Annotated in this window: 13 protein-coding genes; 10 read left to right on the top strand and 3 right to left on the bottom strand. The window is 72.4% G+C overall.

Annotated elements, in window-relative coordinates; all coding sequences use genetic code 11:
• The first annotated feature begins 10 nt into the window (after positions 1–10).
• Positions 11–3,640, top strand: coding sequence for a methionine synthase (gene metH, locus ISP_RS26950; protein WP_013227000.1), 3,630 nt, complete (start codon positions 11–13; stop codon positions 3,638–3,640).
• Here the strand turns inward: metH and ISP_RS26945 are convergent.
• Both ISP_RS26945 and ISP_RS26940 read right to left on the bottom strand, forming a co-directional pair.
• Positions 3,622–4,773 (bottom strand): FAD-dependent monooxygenase, encoded by a 1,152-nt coding sequence (locus ISP_RS26945; RefSeq protein ID WP_013226999.1) that lies wholly within the window; start codon positions 4,771–4,773, stop codon positions 3,622–3,624. The two genes, metH and ISP_RS26945, sit on opposite strands and share 19 nt — an antisense overlap.
• Positions 4,774–4,904: 131 nt before the next feature.
• On the bottom strand, positions 4,905–6,311 hold the full coding sequence (locus ISP_RS26940; protein ID WP_013226998.1) for a PI-PLC domain-containing protein: 1,407 nt from the start codon (positions 6,309–6,311) through the stop codon (positions 4,905–4,907).
• 270 nt (positions 6,312–6,581) lie between these two features.
• Here ISP_RS26940 and ISP_RS26935 point away from each other — a divergent pair, with 270 nt between their 5' ends.
• Positions 6,582–9,161 (top strand): AAA family ATPase, encoded by a 2,580-nt coding sequence (locus ISP_RS26935; protein ID WP_235190577.1) that lies wholly within the window; start codon positions 6,582–6,584, stop codon positions 9,159–9,161.
• A 139-nt stretch (positions 9,162–9,300) separates the two neighbouring features.
• Here the strand turns inward: ISP_RS26935 and ISP_RS26930 are convergent, their stop codons facing one another.
• Entirely contained in the window at positions 9,301–10,197 is an 897-nt protein-coding gene (locus ISP_RS26930) for a hypothetical protein (protein WP_265049862.1), read from the bottom strand.
• 47 nt (positions 10,198–10,244) lie between these two features.
• Here ISP_RS26930 and ISP_RS26925 point away from each other — a divergent pair, with 47 nt between their 5' ends.
• From ISP_RS26925 to ISP_RS26890, 8 genes are all read left to right on the top strand, one after another.
• The gene (locus tag ISP_RS26925; protein WP_013226995.1) at positions 10,245–12,086 is read left to right on the top strand and encodes a dynamin family protein; all 1,842 of its coding nucleotides are present in this window, start codon (positions 10,245–10,247) and stop codon (positions 12,084–12,086) included.
• Positions 12,083–13,555: a dynamin family protein gene (locus ISP_RS26920; protein WP_013226994.1), complete on the top strand. Its 1,473-nt coding sequence runs from the start codon at positions 12,083–12,085 to the stop codon at positions 13,553–13,555. The genes ISP_RS26925 and ISP_RS26920 overlap by 4 nt, the downstream gene beginning before the upstream one ends.
• On the top strand, positions 13,552–14,856 hold the full coding sequence (locus ISP_RS26915) for a hypothetical protein (protein ID WP_013226993.1): 1,305 nt from the start codon (positions 13,552–13,554) through the stop codon (positions 14,854–14,856). The genes ISP_RS26920 and ISP_RS26915 overlap by 4 nt, the downstream gene beginning before the upstream one ends.
• Position 14,857: 1 nt before the next feature.
• Entirely contained in the window at positions 14,858–16,432 is a 1,575-nt protein-coding gene (locus ISP_RS26910; protein ID WP_013226992.1) for an Hsp70 family protein, read from the top strand.
• A 31-nt stretch (positions 16,433–16,463) separates the two neighbouring features.
• Complete coding sequence (gene cutA / locus ISP_RS26905) at positions 16,464–16,793, top strand: divalent-cation tolerance protein CutA (RefSeq protein ID WP_013226991.1); 330 nt, start codon at positions 16,464–16,466, stop codon at positions 16,791–16,793.
• Between the two features lie 9 nt (positions 16,794–16,802).
• Entirely contained in the window at positions 16,803–17,504 is a 702-nt protein-coding gene (locus ISP_RS26900; protein WP_013226990.1) for an RraA family protein, read from the top strand.
• Between the two features lie 67 nt (positions 17,505–17,571).
• Entirely contained in the window at positions 17,572–18,036 is a 465-nt protein-coding gene (locus ISP_RS26895; RefSeq protein ID WP_013226989.1) for a DUF6292 family protein, read from the top strand.
• 67 nt (positions 18,037–18,103) lie between these two features.
• Positions 18,104–18,751 carry a response regulator transcription factor gene (locus ISP_RS26890; RefSeq protein ID WP_013226988.1) on the top strand — a complete coding sequence of 216 codons (648 nt, stop codon included), beginning with the start codon at positions 18,104–18,106 and terminating at the stop codon, positions 18,749–18,751.
• Positions 18,752–18,754 lie beyond the last annotated feature (3 nt).

Here is an 18,754-nt window from a genome sequence, read left to right as displayed (position 1 = left end):
GAGGCTGCCGGTGAACACCCCATCCGAGTCCGAAGCACGCTTGCGTGAGCTGCTCGACCAGCGCGTGGCGGTCCTGGACGGCGCCTGGGGCACCATGTTGCAGGGCGCCGGGCTGACCCCGGCCGACTACCGCGGCGACCGCTTCGGCGACCACTTCCACGACGTCACCGGCGACCCCGACCTGCTGAACCTCACCCGCCCGGACGTCATCCTCGACGTCCACCGCCAGTACCTGGCCGCGGGCGCGGACATCACCACGACCAACACGTTCACCGCGACCAGCATCGGCCAGGCCGACTACGGCCTGCAGGCCTACGTCCACGAGATGAACGTCCGCGGCGCGCAGCTGGCCCGCCAAGCCGCCGACGAAGCGGGCGGCAAGTTCGTCGCCGGGTCGATCGGCCCGCTCAACGTCACCCTCAGCCTGTCGCCGAAGGTCGATGACCCGGCGTACCGGGCGGTCACGTTCGAGCAGGTCAAGGCGTCCTACGCCGAGCAGATCGCCGGGCTCGCCGAAGGTGGCGTCGACCTGCTGCTGATCGAGACGATCTTCGACACGCTGAACTGCAAGGCCGCGATCGCCGCCGCGCGCGAGGTCGCGCCGCAGCTGCCGCTGTGGATCTCGGTGACGATCGTCGACCTGAGCGGCCGGACGCTGTCGGGGCAGACCGTCGAGGCGTTCTGGAGCTCGATCGAGCACGCGAAGCCGCTGGTCGTCGGCGTGAACTGCTCGCTCGGCGCCGAAGAGATGCGCCCGCACGTCGAGGAGCTCTCGCGGATCGCCGGCACCTACGTGGCCTGCCACCCCAATGCCGGCCTGCCGAACGCGTTCGGCGGCTACGACCAGACGCCCGAGGAGACCGCTGGGCTGATCGGCGGGTTCGCCCGCGACGGCCTGGTCAACCTGGTCGGCGGCTGTTGCGGCACCACCCCGGCGCACATCGCGAAGATCGCCGCGGCGGCGAAGGAGGCCGGCCCGCGGGAGGTGCCGGCGCCCCGCACGCACATGCGCTTCAGCGGCCTGGAGCCGTTCGGCATCGGCGCCGACACGGGATTCGTGATGATCGGCGAGCGCACCAACGTCACCGGCTCCAAGCGGTTCCGGCGGCTCATCGAATCCGGCGACCACCAGGGCGCCGTCGACGTCGCGCTGGAGCAGGTCCGCGGCGGGGCCAACCTGCTCGACGTCAACATGGACGCCGACCTGCTCGAATCCGAGCAGGCGATGACGACGTTCCTCAACCTGATCGCCACCGAGCCCGAGGTGGCCCGGATCCCGGTGATGGTCGACAGCTCCAAGTGGAGCGTGCTCGAAGCCGGGCTGCGCTGCCTGCAGGGCAAAGGCGTGGTCAACTCGATCAGCCTCAAGGAGGGCGAAGAGCCGTTCCTCGCCCAGGCCCGCACGATCCGGAACTACGGCGCCGGCGTCGTCGTGATGGCGTTCGACGAACAGGGCCAGGCCGACACCGCCGACCGCAAGGTGGCGATCTGCGGCCGCGCGTACGACCTGCTGACGCAGAAGGCGGGCTTCGCGGGCGAGGACATCATCTTCGACCCGAACGTCCTCGCCGTCGCCACCGGCATCTCCGAGCACAACGGCTACGCGAAGGCCTTCATCGAGGCGCTGCCCCGGATCAAGGAGCGCTGCCCCGGCGCGCGGACCAGCGGCGGCATCTCGAACCTGTCGTTCTCCTTCCGCGGCAACGACGTGGTGCGCGAGGCGATGCACTCGGCGTTCCTGTTCCACGCCGTGCAGGCCGGGCTGGACATGGGCATCGTCAACGCCGGCCAGCTCGCCGTCTACGAAGACATCCCGAAGGACCTCCTCGAGCTGGTCGAGGACGTGCTCTTCGACCGGCGCGAAGACGCCACCGACCGGCTGGTGAGCTTCGCGGAGAACGTCAAGGGCAGCGGCACCAAGCGCGTCGTCGACCTCTCCTGGCGCGAAGGCACGGTCGGCGAACGGCTGTCCCACGCGCTGGTGCACGGGATCGTCGACTACATCGAGGACGACACCGAAGAGGCGCGGCAGCAGCTGGCGCGGCCCCTCGACGTCATCGAGGGTCCGCTGATGGACGGCATGAAGATCGTCGGCGACCTGTTCGGCTCCGGCAAGATGTTCCTGCCGCAGGTGGTCAAGAGCGCGCGCGTGATGAAGCGGTCCGTCGCCTACCTCGAGCCGTACATGGAGGCGGAGAAGGAGAAGGCGCGCCAGGAGGGGCGCCTGGCCTCCACCGGCGGCCAGGGCAAGATCGTGCTCGCCACGGTCAAGGGCGACGTCCACGACATCGGCAAGAACATCGTCGGCGTCGTGCTCGGCTGCAACAACTACGAGGTGATCGACCTCGGCGTGATGGTGCCGGCGGCCAAGATCCTCGACACCGCGGTGACCGAAGGCGCCGACGCGGTCGGGCTGTCCGGCCTGATCACGCCGTCGCTGGACGAGATGGTCGCGGTCGCCACCGAGATGCAGCGGCGCGGGCTGAAACTGCCGCTGCTCATCGGCGGCGCGACGACGTCCCGCCAGCACACGGCGGTCAAGATCGCCCCGGCCTACGACAACGTCACGGTGCACGTGCTCGACGCGTCGCGCGTGGTCGGCGTCGTGTCCGACCTGCTCGACGCGGACCGCTCGATCGCGCTGGCGGAAAAGAACCGAGCCGACCAGGAGGTGCTGCGCGAGCAGCACGCGAGCAAGCAGCGCCGCCCGATGCTCACCCTCGAGCAGGCCCGCGCGAACCCCGAGAAGGTCGCGTTCGACGGCCTGCCGACGCCGGAGTTCACCGGCGTCCGCGTGCTCGAGCCGAGCATCGCGGAACTGCGCGAGATGGTCGACTGGCAGTTCCTGTTCCTGGCCTGGGAGCTCAAGGGCAAGTACCCGGCCATCCTGCAGCAGCCGGTCGCCCGCGAGCTGTTCGACGACGCGAACACCCTGCTCGACCAGATCATCGCCGACGGCAGCTTCACCGCGAAGGGCGCGTACGCGTTCTGGCCGGCGCACCGCGAAGGCGACGACATCCTGCTCGACGGCGAGTTCGCGCACGTCAAGTTCCCGATGCTGCGGCAGCAGACGGCGAAGCCCGCCGACCGCGCGAACCGCTGCCTGGCCGACTACATCGCCCCGGTCGGCGACCACCTCGGCGGCTTCGCGGTGGCCATCCACGGCGCCGAGGCGCTGGCGAAGCGGTTCGAAGCCGAGCAGGACGACTACCGCGCGATCATGGTCAAGGCGCTGGCCGACCGGCTCGCCGAGGCGTTCGCCGAGCACATCCACCTGCGGGCCCGCCGCGACTGGTTCGAGCCGGACGCGCAGCCGAAGCTGGAAGACCTGCACGCGGAGCGCTTCCGCGGCATCCGCCCGGCGCTCGGCTACCCGGCCAGCCCCGACCACAGCCAGAAGCGCGAGCTGTTCGAGCTCCTGGAAGCGGACGAGCTGGGCATGGCCCTGACCGAGTCGTACGCGATGACGCCGGCGGCGAGTGTGTCCGGGCTGATCTTCGCCCACCCGGACTCCCGCTACTTCACCGTCGGCCGGCTCGGCCGCGACCAGGTCGAGGACTACGCCCGCCGCAAGGGCGTCGAGATCGCCGAGGTCGAGCAGTGGCTGCGGCCGAACCTGGCCTACGACCCCGAGGCGTAGCCCGGCAGCTCGATGTCCGTGGCGAACTTGTCGGTCGCCTTGAGCATCAGGCCGAGCAGGAAGCGGGACTTGAACGTCCAATCCCGCAGGGTGATCCGGAGCCGGGACGGCGGCGCGAGGAACGGCCCCGCGCTGCCGCGCTGCGAGACCTTCGCGTAGTCCCGCATCAGCTCCTCGTAGCGGGCGAAGGCGACCCGGTGGTCGCCGCCGGCTTCGAGCAGTTCCCCGGCAAGCACGTACGCGCCGACGACCGCCAGGCCGGTCCCGAAGCCGCCGAGGGTGTTGCCGTAGGCCGCGTCGCCGAGCAGCACGACCCGGCCGCGGGAGTAGCGGTCGATCGTGACGCGGCTGAGCGAGTCCAGGTAGAACTCGCCCGCACGGGGGATCTTCGCCATCAGCTCGGGCAGCCGCCAGCCGCCGCCCCGGTAGGCGTCCATCAGCAGCTGCCGCTGCTTCTCGGTGTCGGTGCGGTCGTAGTCGAGTTCGGGGGAGGCGAACACGAAGAACGCCGACGCTTTCGGACCGCCGACGGCGGCCATCCGCCCCGGCTCGTTGTACATCACGGCTTCGCCGTCGGCGATGTCTTCGCCGAGCTCGGCGAGGGCGTAGTGGTAGCCGAGGTACCGGACGTAGTCGCGCTCCGGGCCGAATGCCAGCCGCCGGACGTTCGAATGGATGCCGTCGGCGCCGACGACGAGGTCGAACCGGCGCGGCTCGGCGTGGGCGAAGGTGACGTCGACTCCATCCGTGGTCTCGGTCAGCGACGTGATGGTGTCGCCGAAGAGGTACTCGCAGCCCGAGTGCGCGGAGAGGATTTCGGCGAGGTCGCCGCGGCGGATTTCGACGTCGCCGCCGGTGAACTCGCCGGGGATCACGGCCCGCGCGCGTCCGGTGGCGTCGACGATCGTCTGGTCCTGCCCGCCGGTCTGCCGCGCCAGGACGTCGTCGAGGATGCCCATGCGTTCGAGGACGGTCCGGTGGGTGGCGCCCTTGAAGTCGACGGCCTGGCCGCCGGGCCGGAGCGCGGGCGCGCGTTCGACGATGGTGACGGTGCAGCCGTACCGGGTCAGCAGGCAGGCGAGGGCGGGGCCGGCGATGCTCGCGCCGGAGATCAGGACGGTCGGGTTCTTCATGCGGCCGAGCTTCGCCAGGGCCGCTTACCGCTCCCTGGCGAAGCGCTGACGGCTGCCGTCAGCCGCGGGGGTCCCCCGTTTTCCACGCTACCGGAGGGCACCGACAGTTCCGGACCTTCGCCGGCGGCCCGCTACTCGACCGCGCCCGCTTGGGCGAGCAGGTTCTGGTACCAGCTGTCGTACGGGTGGTTGGTCGCCGGGTAGTTCGCCAGGGGAGTGGTCGCCTGGCCCGCGGAGTCGAAGTCCCAGCCGCGGACCAGCTTGCCCGCCAGGCGGGCCGAGGTGATGAACGCCGATTCCGTCGCGGGCGCGCCGTAGAACAGCGCGCCCTGCTGCAGCTCCGCGCTGTCGCCCTGCTGGAACTCGTCGAACGCGACCTGGCGGTAGCGGATCCGGTCGCCGCCGACCCGGTCGGTGTCGGCGCGCAGCGTCTGCGCCGAGGTCGGCCCGTCCGCGCCGGTCCAGACGCTCACGCGCCGGCTGCCGCCGGTGGCGCTCGCCTTGGCGAACCGCGCGTCGGAGGTCTTGGCGTTGCCGGTCCACGCCACCGTCGTGCCCGCCAGGACGCCGTCCCAGTCCCAGTTCTGGCTGCTGCTCTGGCTCTGGTGGATTTCCCGCAGGTGTGTCGCGTCGGTGAAGGCGACTGTCGGCAGCACGCCGTTGTCGTACTGGTGGCTGGCCTGCCAGGTGATCTCGCCGTCCGCGCCGAGCTTGCCGACGTGGTACCAGAGCGTGGCCGCGCTTTGGGACTGGTGGACCTCGACCAGGTCGCCGTTGTCGTTCAGCGCGACCGCCGGTGTTTGCCCGCTGTCGTACTTGCCGTGCCGCAGCCAGGTGATCCGCCCGTCGGCGCCGTAGGTCCCGGTCCAGTACCAGAGCGCGCCGGCCCCGGAGTCGTGCACCTCGACCACCTGGCCGCGGCCGTTCAGCGCGACCGCCGGGTGGTAGCCGACGTCGCGCTTGTACTCGGTGCGGGAGCCGCCGTCACCGGACAGCAGCGGCAGCACGCGCCCGCGCAGCGCGTCGACGTCCGGCTGCGCGGCCGGGTAGTCCTGCGCGCGCAGCAGCCGCGCGCCGAACACCGACTCGAGCTCCTGGTCGAGCGCGGTCAGGTTGCCCGCGGCGAACGACGGGTTGTCGGTCAGGTCGTCCTTGAGGTCGAGCATGACGACGATCGGGGCGGCGGCCGGGTGCTGCGCGGACCACGTGTTCACCACCGCCAGCCAGTCCCGGAGGTTGTTCGAAGCCGGGTTGCCGCCGCCGTGGTCCACGAGGTTCCCGGGCGAGTCGTGCCCCACGGCGTAGTCGCGCGAAGTGGCGTAGCCGTTGTCGTGCACGTCGAGTTCCAGGAACCGCACGCCGTGGTCGAGCTGGTAGGCGAGCGAGTTCTTGGCACCGTCGACATTCCCCGAATAGCTGTTGTGGGTCGCGCGGAACACCGACGCGGGGAACGGCGGGCTCGCGGCGTGGGCGGTTCCGGCGGTCAGCAGCGCGGAAGCGGTGAGCACGGCGGTGGCGAGTGCGGGCAGACGGCGCATCCTCGGGTCCTCACGTCGGGGAACGGGCCGTGCCCATCCTGGCCGTCCGGCGAGACATTGTCCTGAATTCCGCGGAAACGGTTGATCACGGCGTCCCGAGAATGGCTGGAAAATGCTCACGAAATCGCAGATCAAGTGTCTGCTATGTCGGTTATGTCGCACCGCTTGGCGATTTATGCCAAATTGCTGTGCGGATTCGGTACTTCGCGGGCCCCGGCGTTGTCATGATCCCAGCACGACTGTACGGAGGCGGGTGGGGAGGCAGTGGGGGTGGTGAACGACTGGCCATTGGTCGGCCGCGAACAGGAACTGGCGTTCGCGCGCCGGGCGCTGGCCGACGCCGAGGTGTGCGGCCTGCTGCTGACCGGGCGCGCCGGCGCCGGCAAGACGCGCCTGGCCAAGGTGCTGCTGGCCGAGCTGGCCGCCGGCGGGGCGCGCACGCACTGGGTGCGCGCGATGTCGTCCGCTTCGACGATTCCGTTCGGGGCCTTCGCCCACCTCCTGCCCGGCAGCGCCGACGGCACGGCGGACCGCGCCCACCGGCTCAACCAGGTCGCCGGCCACCTCACCCGCGGTGCGGAGGGGCGCCGGCTCGTACTCTGCGTCGACGACGCGCACCTGCTCGACGACCTGTCGGCGACCCTGGTGCACCAGCTGGCCGCGACCGCGTCGGCGTTCGTCGTCGTGATCGCGCCGCACGGGGTGAGCGTGCCCGACCCGGTGTTCGCGATGTGGAAGGACCGCGTCGCCGAGCGGCTCGACGTCGGCGAGCTGACCCGGCCGCAGACCGCCGAGCTGGTCACCGCGGTCCTGGGCGGGCGGCTCGAGGACGGCGCGGAGCACCGGCTGTGGCACCTGACCCTCGGGAACCCGCTGTTCCTGCGGGAGCTCCTCCAGGGCGGGCTCGACAGCGGTGCGCTGTCGGCCACCGACGGCGTGTGGCGGTGGAGCGGCGCCCTCCGTGCGACGCCGCGGCTGGTCGAGCTGATCGAAATCCGCACCGACCGCGTCGATGCCGACGAACGGCGGCTGCTGGAACTGCTGGCCTTCGGGGAGCCGCTGGGCTGCGAACCCCTGCTGCGGCTCGGCGCCGCGCGCGTGCTGGCCTCCGCCGAGCGCGCCGGGCTTGTCGTGTCAGAACGCACCGGGCGGCGGCTGAACGTCCGTCTCGCGCACCCGCTCTACGCGGAGGTGATCCGGCGGCGCACGTCGCCGCTGCGGCAGCGCGACACCTACCGCATCCTCGCCGGCACCCTGGACCTGACCGGCGCCCGGCGCGCCGAGGACAAGCCGCGGCTGGTGCGCTGGCGGCTGGCCGCCGGGCTGCCGACCGACCCGGAGCTCGTCCGCGCCGCGGCGGAGACGTTGCTGCGCAAGGACTTCCCGCAGGCCGAGCAGCTGGCCGCGGAAGCGGTCCGGCTGAGCGGCGGGTTCGCCGCGAAGTTCCTGCTGGCCCAGGTCCGGATCGCGGGCGGACGGCACGCCGACGCCGACGCGTTGCTGGCGGAGCTCGCCGGCGAAACGGTGTCGGACGTCCAGCACGCGCGCGTCGCCGGGACGCGGGCGCGGAACCTGGCGTTCGGCCTGAACCGGTTCTCCGACGCCGAAGTGGTGCTGGACACGGCCGAGACGGCGGTGTCCGGCACGGCCGACGACCTGGTGATCGCCCGGGCGGCCCTGCGTGCGGCGGCCGGTGCGTCCCGCGCGGCCCTGGACCTGCTCGGCCCGGCGCTGGACCGCAACCACCGCGGCGACGAGCTCCGCCTCGGGGCACTCGTGGTCGCGGCCGGGGCGCTGGCCGAGTCCGGGCGCACCGAGGCGTGCCTCGGCGTCGTCGAAGAGGGTCTCGCGATCGCGGCGTCCGGTGCTTCCGTGCCGGGGTCCCGGGTCCGGCTCGAGCACGCCCGGATCGTCGCGCTCTGCCGGGCGGGCCGCCTGGAAGAGGCCGAGGACCTGGCGGGCGAGGACTACCGGGATGCGGTCCGCGACCGCTGGGGTCCGGCCTTGGCGGGGGCGGCGGCGTCCCTCGGGACGGTCGCGCTCGCGTACGGCAACGTGCGCGCGGCGATCCGCCGGCTCCGCGAAGCGCTGGCCGTGGAGGGACATGACCAGCCGTACGAATTCCGCCCCGCGGTGACGGGGGCGTGGGCCCGGGCCTCGGCGATGGCGGGGCGACCCGAGGACGTGGACCTGCCCGGCCCCCTCGGTGACTGGGCCGGCGCCTGGGCGGCCGCGGCCCGGGGCGAGCTGACCCGGGCCGCGCAGCTGGCCGCAGCGGCCGCGTCGGCTGCGGAGGCGTCGGGCCGGGCGGCGGTCGCGGCGGAGATCCGGCACGACCTGGTCCGCTTCGGCGTGCCCGAGTTCTCGTCGGACCTGGACGGGCCGCTGGTGTCGCTGTACGCGGCCCACACGCGGGCGCTGTCCACGGGGGACGCGGCCGGTTTGGACACTGTCGCCTCGGCGTTCGCCGGCACCGGGGCCCGGCTGCTGGCGGCGGAGGCCGCGGCCGAGGCGGCGCGGCTCCACCGTACGGCGGGCAAGCTGGGCAGCGCGGTCGGCTCGGCCCAGCGGGCCCAGTCGTGGCTCGCGTCCTGTGAGGACGCCGCGACGCCGGCGCTGGCGTTGCTGGACACCCCGCTCGACCTGACGGTCCGCGAGCTGGAGATCGCCCGCTTGGTGGCCACGGGCTTGACGAGCCGGGCCGTCGCCGACCGTCTCGTCGTATCCGTCCGGACGGTGGACAACGTGCTGCACGGTGTGTACGCGAAGCTGGGAATTTCGGGGCGGCGGGAGCTCGCTTCGGTGGTAGGCCGGCCGGAGCCGGGGAGTAACCCGGGCGACGGTCCGTAGGTAGCCGGCCGGGTGCGCCGCCGGGAAGCCGAGTAGGTCGCTACTCATGACCCGGGCGTGCGGTGGCTCAACACTGGATGACAACGGAGGGGCACGGGCTTCACCGATCCGAATGTCAGGAGTGCACACGATGACGACTTCATCGGGCGACGTTTTCCAGAACGAGCAGGGCTCGAGTGGTTCCGGTGGGAACCAGTTCAACGAGCAGGCTTCCACGGGTGGTGGCGGGGACATCTTCCAGAACGAGCAGGGCTCGAGCGGTTCCGGCGGGAACCAGTTCAACGAGCAGGCCTCCTCGGGCGGTCGCGGGGACATCTTCCAGAACGAGCAAGGCGCCGGCCGCGGTGGCAACCAGTTCAACGAGCAGGCTTCGGCCGGCCACCACGGTGACGTGTTCCAGAACGAGCAGGGCTCGGGCGGTCACGGTGGGAACCAGTTCAACGAGCAGGCCTCCACGGGCGGCGGCGTCGGCGACATCTTCCAGAACGAGCAGGGTTCCGGTGGCCACGGTGGCAACCAGTTCAACGAGCAGGCCTCGACGGGCGGTCGCGGTGACGTGTTCCAGAACGAGCAGGGCTCGGGCGGACATGGCGGGAATCAGTTCAACGAGCAGGCTTCGACCGGCGGTCGCGGTGACGTGTTCCAGAACGAGCAGGCGCAGGGTCACCACGGTGGGAACCAGTTCAACGAGCAGGCCTCGACGGGCGGCCACGGGAGCATCTTCCAGAACGAGCAGGGTTCCGGCGGCCACGGTGGCAACCAGTTCAACGAGCAGGCTTCGACCGGCGGTCGCGGCAACGTCTTCCAGAACGAGCAGGCGCAGGGTCACCACGGTGGGAACCAGTTCAACGAGCAGGCCTCCACGGGCGGCCACGGCAACATCTTCCAGAACGAGCAGGCCCAGGGCCACCACGAGAACCAGTTCAACGAGCAGGCGGCCACCGAGCACCACGACCACGGCCACGAACACGAGCACCACCACGGCGGCCACGACCACGGCCACCACGTCGATCACCAGCACCACGACGTCGACCACTACTGAGCCGACACCGGCAATCGAGTGAACGAGCAAGAGGAGCGGTCATGCAGGAGCCGAGTGGCGGGGGGCGCATTGCCCTCGACACCCTGGACCTTGCCGTCAAGGGTGCGAAAGCCTACGGGCGGGACGATCTCGTCCAGCGCCTCACCGACGCCCGGCGCCTGCTGTCCGAACCCGACGTCACCGTCTACGTCGTCGGGGAATTCAAGCAGGGCAAGAGCTCGCTCATCAACGCCCTGCTGACCGCGAAGATCTGCCCGGTCGACGACGACATCGCGACCGCGGTGCCGACCGTCGTCCGGTACGCGCCGGAGTCCGGGGCCCTGGCGACCTACGAGCCGGCCGACCCGTCGTCGCCGCCGTGGACCGAGCGGATCTCCCTCGAAGACCTTCCGGCCCACGTGAGCGAAGCCGGCAACCCCGGCAACGTCCGCAGGCTCAAGTCGGTCACCGCGTCGATCAGCCGCCAGCTGCTCTCCGGGGGGCTGGTGCTGGTCGACACCCCGGGCGTCGGCGGGCTCGGCTCGCTGCACAACGCCGTCACCGTGAGCTCCCTCCCGCGGGCGCACGCGGTCCTCTTCCTCTCCGACGCCTCCCAGGAACTCACCGGCGCCGAGCTGCGGTTCCTCCGCACGGTGAAGGAACTCTGCCCGGCCGTCTTCTTCGTCCTCACCAAGATCGACCTCTACCCGCAGTGGCGGCGCATCCTCGAGCTCAACGCCGGCCACCTCGAAGCCTGCGGCATCGCCATCGACACGATCGCCGTCTCGTCGGAACTGCGCACCGTCGCCGCCCGCTCGGCCGACCAGGAGATGAACGTCGAATCCGGTTTCCCGCAGCTGGTCAAACGCCTGCAGGGCGTCGTCGGGGACGCCGAGCGGTCCGCGCTCAACGCCGTCGGCCTGCACGTCGGGTCCGCCGTCGGGCAGCTGCACGCCGGGCTGCGCGCCCGCCGCACCGCGCTCGCCCACCCCGAGCAGTCCGCCGCGCTCATCGCGGAACTGAGCCGGGTCAACGACCGCGTCGACGCGCTGCGCAGCCAGTCCGCCAAGTGGCAACAGCTGCTCTTCGACGGCTTCGCGGACATTTCGTCCGATGTGGACTTCGACCTGCGCGCCCGCTCCCGCGGCGTCCTCCACGAGGCCGAAGAGGCCATCGAGGACGGCGACCCCGCCAAGAACTGGGCCGAGTTCGAGAAATGGCTGCGGCAGCGCCTGGCGAACGAGACGCTCGAGAACTACACGACCTTCGTCAAGGAGGCCCGGGTCCTGGCCGGCCGGGTCGCCGACCACTTCGAGCTCGCCGAATCCCAGGCCGTGCTGCCGCGCGAGGTCCGGGCGCCGGTGAAGGTCGTCGAGGAGATCGACATCGACTCGTCCTTCACCGGCGTCAAGACCCGCGGCGCCACCGGGATGGCCGCGTTCCAGAAGGCCTACAGCGGCTTCCTGATGTTCTCCATGCTCACCAAGATGGCCGCGTTGGCCATCCCGACGCCGTTCGGCGTGGCGGCCGGCCTGCTGATGGGCCGTTCCGGCTTCGTCGACGAGCGCAAGCGGCAGCTGGAGAAGCGCCGCGGCCTGGCCAAGACCGCGGTGCGCCGGTTCGTCGACGAGTTCAACCTCCAGGTCGGCAAGGATTCACGGGACGCGATGCGCACCGTCCAAAGAGAACTCCGCGACGCCTACAGCGCGCGCGTCGAAGAACTGCAGCGTTCCCTCACCGAAGCACTCGCGAACGCCAAGAAAGCCGTTGTCGACGACGACGCCGAGGTGGCGGAGCTCAAGCGGCTGGAGGCCGACATCGAAGCACTCGAGGTGCTCGCCCGCCGCGCCGAAGAGCTCACCGTCCGCAGTGGTGCCAAGCCCGTCAAGGAGGTGGCCCGATGACCCCGCTCCACCTCCAGGTCCGCGGGTTCGTCGCCCGCGCGTGCGCCGGTTACGCGGGCTCGCCCGCCGAGCCGCAGCTGCGGCAGATCGCCGGCCGGCTCGCCGAACCCCTGCGCGTCGCGATCGCCGGCCGCGTCAAGGCCGGGAAGTCCACCCTGCTCAACGCGCTCGTCGGCCAGGAACTGGCGGCGACCGACGCGGGGGAGTGCACCCGCGTCGTCACCTGGTACCGCAACGGCCCGACCTACCGGATCATGCTGCACCCGGTCCGCGGCATGCCGCGCCAGCTGCCCTTCGGCCGTCTGTCCGGCACCCTCGGGCTCGAGCTCGGCATGGCGCCCGACGACGTCGAGCGGCTCGTCGTCGACTGGCCGTCGCCCGCCCTGCGCGCGATGACGCTGATCGACACGCCCGGGCTCGGTTCGGCCCGCGCGGAGGTCTCGGGCCGCACCGAAGCGGCGCTGGTGCCCGAGGGTGACGGCGTGGGCACCGCGGACGCCGTGGTGTACCTGATGCGGCACGTGCACGGCGACGACGTCCGGTTCCTCGACGCCTTCCACGACGACCCGGCGCAGCGCCGCCCGGTGAACACCATCGGCGTGCTGGCGAAGGCCGACGAAGTCGGGCACGCCCGGACCGACGCGCTCGACTCGGCGGCGAAGATCGCCGGCCGCTACGCCCGCGACTCCCGCGTCCGCGGGCTCTGCCAGACCGTGGTCCCGGTGGCCGGGCTGCTGGCCAGCTCCGCGGCGTCGCTCAAGGAGTCCGAGTTCCGCGCGTTCCGGCGGCTCGCGGCCGCGCCGGAGGCCGAAGTGGCGAGGCTGCTGACGTCGGCCGACCGGTTCGCCGGCGAGGCGGAGGTGGACGTCCCGGCGGCCGAACGCGCCGAGCTGCTGGACCGCTACGGCCTGTTCGGCGTGCGGCTGGCGCTCGAGCTGGTCGGCGGCGATCTTGTGACGGGCGCCCGCGCGTTGTCCGGCGAGCTGCTGGCCCGCAGCGGCCTGCACGGCCTCCGGTCACTGCTGACCACGCAGTTCGCCGCGCGGGCCGACGTGCTCAAGGCCCGCTCGGCGCTGCAGGCGGTGGAACAGGTGCTGCGCGCCTACCCGGACCGCACCGGCGGCCTGCTGCACGAATGGGAGCGGATCGTCGCCGGGGCGCACGAATTCGCCGAGATCCGGCTGATCGACGCGATCCGGCTCGGCGCCGTGCTGTTCACCACCGACGAAGCCCGCGACGCGGAACGGCTGCTCGGCGCGACCGGAGTGGACGTGCCGAGCCGGCTGGGCCTGCCGGGGGACGCGGGACGCACCGCGATCCGGCAGGCGCTCGGCGCGCAGCTGCTGAGGTGGCAGCGGCGCGCCGAGCACCCCGCCTCCCCGCGCGACGTCCGCGACGCGGCGCGGGTGCTGGTCCGCACCTGCGAGGGAATCCTGCTCAGCGAAGCCCGTGCGGAGGTCCTGTCGTGAACGAGCTGCCGAAGAAGATCAAGCGGACGGCCGCGGCCGTCGCCGGCGCCGTCGCGTCGGAGGTGGCGGGCAACGTGCTCACGCCCGGGTCGCCGGCCGCGTCGGCACCGCCGCCTCCGCCGCAGCCCGTCGTCGCCGAGACCGCGCACGACGTGCCTGCCCACGAGTACGTGCCGCAGGTCGAGACCAGCACCGTCACCCGCGGCGAGGACGGCCACGTGGAAGCGCAGACCGGCACGGTCTGGCACCCGGAGACGACCGGCGGCGTGCCGCTGGAGGAGCTGCCCACCGTCGAGGAGTTCGAACAGATCGACGTGCGCGAGGACGAGTTCGGCAACTTCATCATCGACGCCACCGAGCGGTTCGTGGTGCACAACCACGGCCGCGACGAGGTGTACGTCGACCACCAGCACCTCGTCGTCCCCGGCGACGGGACCCCCGGCGACACGGACATCGACATCGTCCAGGACGCCGGCATCGTCGTCCACGAGAACCCGGACGGCACGATCACCGTGGAGCACGAGGGTTCGCTGACCTACGAGCTCACCCCCGACGCGCCGGGGCACGGCGACATCGAGGTGTTCCAGGACGAGACGGTGCTCCTCGACGAGGCCGGGACCGGGCCGCCCGGGATCGAGGTCGGGGTCGTCGTGGACGAGCAGGCCGAGGCCGAGGACCCGTTCGGCGAGCCGGCCGGGCCGGTCGTCCACCAGACCGAGGTGATCGCGGACAAGGGGCGCGGCGCCACGGTGACCGCGCAGGTCACCGCCCCGGCGCCGGCGCTGCCGGGCCCGCTGCCCCCGCCGGTCGTCACGGCCGTCCGTGTACCGTCCACAGTGGACAGCGCGCCGGTGGCCGTCGAGACCACGCTGGCGGCGTCGGCGTCGCTCGCCGAGCACCCGGTCCCGCGGCACAGCTTCGCCACCGGACGCGAACCGGTGCACCACGACGCCGGTGAGGTCACCGGCACCCGGCCGCACCCCGCGGAGAAGGAGCATCCGTTCGAGCCGCCACGGCACCCGGATCCGGCGGAGAAGGAGTCTCCGTTCGAGCCGCCAGGGCACCCGGATCGCGCGGAGAACGAGCACCCGTTCGAACCACCGCGGCACGACGGGCCGCAGCCGGACTCCGTACCGGCCGCGCGGCACCTGCCGGACGACCCACCGCCGGCACCGCACGACCCGACGCCGGAGGTGCCGCACCACCTGCCGGCGCACGAAGACCACCACATCGAGGAGCCGGAGCCGGTTCCCGCAGACCACCCGGCCGCGGATCACGCGCACACCGGCGACGGAGGCTGAAATGGGTTACGGACTGGGCATCGACCTCGGCACGACCTTCACGGCCGCCGCCGTCGACCGGGCCGGCCACGTCGAAATGGTCTCGCTCGGCGACCGCACGGCGGCCATCCCGTCGGTGGTGCTGCTGCGGGCCGACGGCAGCGTGCTCGTCGGTGACGCGGCGAGCCGGCGCGCGTCCGTCGAACCCGACCGCGTGGCACGGGAGTTCAAACGGCGCCTGGGCGACCCGACACCGGTGCTGCTCGGCGGCGCGCCGCACTCGGTGGCGTCGCTGATGGCCCACCTGCTCGGGTACGTGGTGCGGACGGTCGCCGGGCAGCAGGGCGGCCGCCCGGACAGCATCACGCTGACCCACCCGGCGAACTGGGGACCGTACAAGCGGGAACTGTTCGAGCAGGTGCCCAGGCTGACCGGGATCGACCACGTCGGCCTGGTCACCGAGCCCGAGGCCGCGGCGGCGCACTACGCGGCCCAGGAGCGTCTCGACGACGGTGCGGTCGTCGCGGTGTACGACCTCGGCGGCGGCACGTTCGACGCGACCGTGCTCCGCAAGCGCAACGGCGGGTTCGAAATCCTCGGCACCCCGGAAGGCATCGAGGGCCTGGGCGGCATCGATTTCGACGAGGCCGTGTTCGGGCACGTCGACCGGGCCCTCGACGGGAAGCTGTCGCAGCTCGACCCGGACGACCCGGGCGCGGTGGCGGCGGTCGTGCGGTTGCGCCAGGAGTGCGTGCTGGCGAAGGAAGCCCTGTCCGCGGACACCGAGGTGGCCGTCCCGGTGCTGCTGCCGTCGGTGCAGACCGAGGTGCGGCTGACACGCGGTGAGTTCGAGGAGATGATCCGCCCGTCGATCGCGGCGACGATCGGTTCGCTGCACCGCGCCCTGCGTTCGGCGAACCTGCGCCCGGCCGACCTCGGCGCGGTACTGCTGGTGGGCGGCTCGTCGCGCATCCCGCTGGTGTCCCAGCTGGTGTCCGCGGAACTCGGCCGCCCGACGGCCGTCGACATCCACCCGAAGTACGGCGTCGCGCTCGGAGCGGCGGCCCTCGCCTCCGGACGCTCCGGGCTGGTGCAGGCGGCGGAGCCGAGGCCGGCGGTCCCGCCGGTGGTGGCCGACGCCCCGCGCGTGCCGTCGCCGCGGCAGGAGACGCGCGCGATGGCGACGCCCGGGTTCGGAGCGGGCGCACCGCCACCGGCGCTGGGCGGTGCCAAGGGCGCGACCCCGGGGCGGCGGGCCTCCCGCCGCGGCGTGGTGGTGGGCCTGTGCGCGGTGGCGGTCGTCGCGATCGGCGGCGTGGCGGTGGCGGTGAGCAACTCCGGCGGCAGCCCGGCGGGGAACACCCCGGCGCCGGCGACGGCGACGAGCTCGGCGAGCGAGACACCCACGCTGGTGACGCTGCCGTCGCCGGAGAGCCCGGAGACGACCCACGCGACGGTGGTACCGCCGCACACGGATCCCGCGACGACCCGGCGCAAGACGCCGACTCGTACGACGACGACGTCCCCGACCACGACGAGCTCGAAGACGACGACCACGACACCGACGACCACGACGAGCCCGAGGACGACGACCTGATCCCCGTCGCGGCGGCGGTAGCCTCGCGAGCATGGCGGCAGAACACGTGATCGTGACGTCCACGACGGATTCGGAAGCGGCGGCGCGGGAACTGGCCGCGCAGGCGGTCGAAGCCCGGCTGGGGGCCTGCGCCCAGGTCGTCGGCCCGATCACCAGCGTCTACCGGTGGGAGGGCGCCGTGCAGACCGATCAGGAGTGGCGGGTCGAAATCAAGACCACCGCCGATCGCGTCCCGGCGCTCACCGAACGCCTCCGGCAGCTGCACGGCTACGACCTGCCGGAGGTGATCGCCACCCCGATCGTCGGCGGCAGCGCGGAGTACCTGGCGTGGCTGAGCGGGGAGACTCGCGACGCTGGCTAAGTTCGGGGCATGGACGATCTCAGACAGCGTTTCGCGGCGCTGACCACCGCCCACCTCGCCGACGCGTGCATCCGCGCCGGGCTCCCGGTGCGCTGCGCGCCGGCGCCGACGCGCGCGGTGGTGCCGGGCAGCCGCTTGTTCGGCCCGGCCGTCCCGGCCCGGCACGTCGGCAGTGTCGACGTCTTCCTCGAAGCCTTCGAGGACGCCCCCGAAGGCGGCGTGCTGGTGGTCGACAACGGCGGCCGGCTCGACGAAAGCTGCGTCGGTGACCTCGTCGTCCTCGAAGCGCGCGCCGCCGGGCTCTCCGGGGTGGTGGTCTGGGGCCTGCACCGCGACACCGCGGACATCCGCGCCATCGGGCTGCCGGTGTTCAGCCTCGGCTCCCTGCCCACCGGTCCGCTCAGCCTGGGACCCCGCGTCGACGGCGGGCTGGCCGAGGCGATCGTCGGGACCTGGCGGATCGGCCCGGCGGACCTCGTCCTGGGCGACGACGACGGTGTCCTCTTCGTCCCGCTCGCCCGTGCGGGTGAATTGTTCGCCCTCGCCGAAGGAATCCGCGACACCGAACGCCGCCAGGCCGACCGGATCCGCGGCGGCGAACCGTTGCGGCAGCAGGTGCGTTTCGGTGAATTCCTTGCGGCGCGGGAAACGGATCCCTCCTTGACTTTCCGCGCGCACTTGCGGGCGGGGGGCGGGGCGATCGAAGAATGAACACGAAAGTGTGATCGCCCACCGAATCGGGTATTCCCAGCCTGCAGCGGGCGCGGGAGGCGGAACCATGAACACGCTCATCGGCTTCGGCAGGGACATCGAATACCACTTCGCCCGGGGGCTGCGTGCCTACCTCGCCCGGGTCGCCCGGGCCGTCGGCGTCGGCTTCGAATCGTGTTCACTCGACCTCGACGTGCCCGCCTCCGGGTACGTCGCGCTCGACCGCACGCTGCCGGACCTGCCGGGCCACGACCTGGCCCTCATCTGGGACGAGGTGCACGGCTGGTCGGCGGTCGTCGAGCCCGCGGGCGCAGGTACGGCGAAGGTGCTCGGCTACCTCGGCGGGCCGGAAATCCTGCCCGCGCCGCGCGCGGTCGCCCGGTTCCTCGAGGTGCTGCGGGTCGCCGGACCGCCCGCCGGCTCGTTCCGCCCGCCGGTGTTCCGGGCGGCGGGCCACCACGAGGACCTCGTCGACTGGCTGCCGGTGACCGGTCCCGAAGGACTGCTGCGGCCGAGTTCCCCCGCCTGGTGACCCGCGGCGATCCCCAACCCGGGCGCCTAGGATGGGCGGTCAGTCACCACCGGAGTGAGGGAACACCGTGAGCAGCGCCGATGAGCCCCGTCCCGTTCGTGTCCTGCTGGTGGAGGACCACGACATGGTCGCGGAGGCGTTGCAGCTGGCCCTCGACCGCGCCGACGGGATCACCGTGGTCGGCCGGGCCCGCTCCCGGACGGAGGCGGTGCCCTACGCGCTCGAGCACGCCCCGGACGTCGTGGTGCTGGACCGGCGGCTCGCCGACGGCGACGCCCTGGACGTCATCCCGCGGCTCGCCGCGGGTGGCGCGCGGGTGCTGGTGCTGACCGGCGACGCGACGCCCGCCGTCGCCGTGCAGGTCGCCAAGGTGGGTGGCGCGGGGCTGCTGCTGAAGTCCGCTCAGCTCGGCGTGCTCGAATCGGCTGTGCGGGACGTCGCCGCCGGCGGCGTGGTCTTCGACCCGGAGCTGCTGCCCGGCGTCTTCGACCGGCTCACCGGCCGGGGGTCCGGCGGGGGCGCGGCGCTGACCGCGCGGGAACGCGAAACCCTCGACCTGCTCGCCGAGGGCGCGACCACCGACGAGATCGGCGCCCGGCTGGGCGTCTCCCGCAACACCACGCGCAACCACGTGCAGCGGGTGCTGGAGAAGCTCGGCGCGCGGTCGAAGCTCGAAGCCGTCGCGGTGGCCCGCCGGGAGGGCCTCATCGGCTGATGC

This window comes from Amycolatopsis mediterranei (assembly GCF_026017845.1).
In the GTDB taxonomy this organism is placed as follows: domain Bacteria; phylum Actinomycetota; class Actinomycetes; order Mycobacteriales; family Pseudonocardiaceae; genus Amycolatopsis; species Amycolatopsis mediterranei.
This window is presented reverse-complemented; position numbering and strand designations above follow the sequence as displayed.

What these genes read in the sequence shown, in the direction of transcription:
- ISP_RS26895 (WP_013226989.1), top strand. Translation starts at nt 17,572, where the DNA reads ATGAACACGCTCATCGGCTTCGGCAGGGACATCGAATACCACTTCGCC.
- ISP_RS26940 (WP_013226998.1), bottom strand. Translation starts at nt 6,311, where the DNA reads ATGCGCCGTCTGCCCGCACTCGCCACCGCCGTGCTCACCGCTTCCGCG.
- ISP_RS26925 (WP_013226995.1), top strand. Translation starts at nt 10,245, where the DNA reads ATGCAGGAGCCGAGTGGCGGGGGGCGCATTGCCCTCGACACCCTGGAC.
- ISP_RS26900 (WP_013226990.1), top strand. Translation starts at nt 16,803, where the DNA reads ATGGACGATCTCAGACAGCGTTTCGCGGCGCTGACCACCGCCCACCTC.
- ISP_RS26945 (WP_013226999.1), bottom strand. Translation starts at nt 4,773, where the DNA reads ATGAAGAACCCGACCGTCCTGATCTCCGGCGCGAGCATCGCCGGCCCC.
- cutA (WP_013226991.1), top strand. Translation starts at nt 16,464, where the DNA reads ATGGCGGCAGAACACGTGATCGTGACGTCCACGACGGATTCGGAAGCG.
- ISP_RS26920 (WP_013226994.1), top strand. Translation starts at nt 12,083, where the DNA reads ATGACCCCGCTCCACCTCCAGGTCCGCGGGTTCGTCGCCCGCGCGTGC.
- ISP_RS26910 (WP_013226992.1), top strand. Translation starts at nt 14,858, where the DNA reads ATGGGTTACGGACTGGGCATCGACCTCGGCACGACCTTCACGGCCGCC.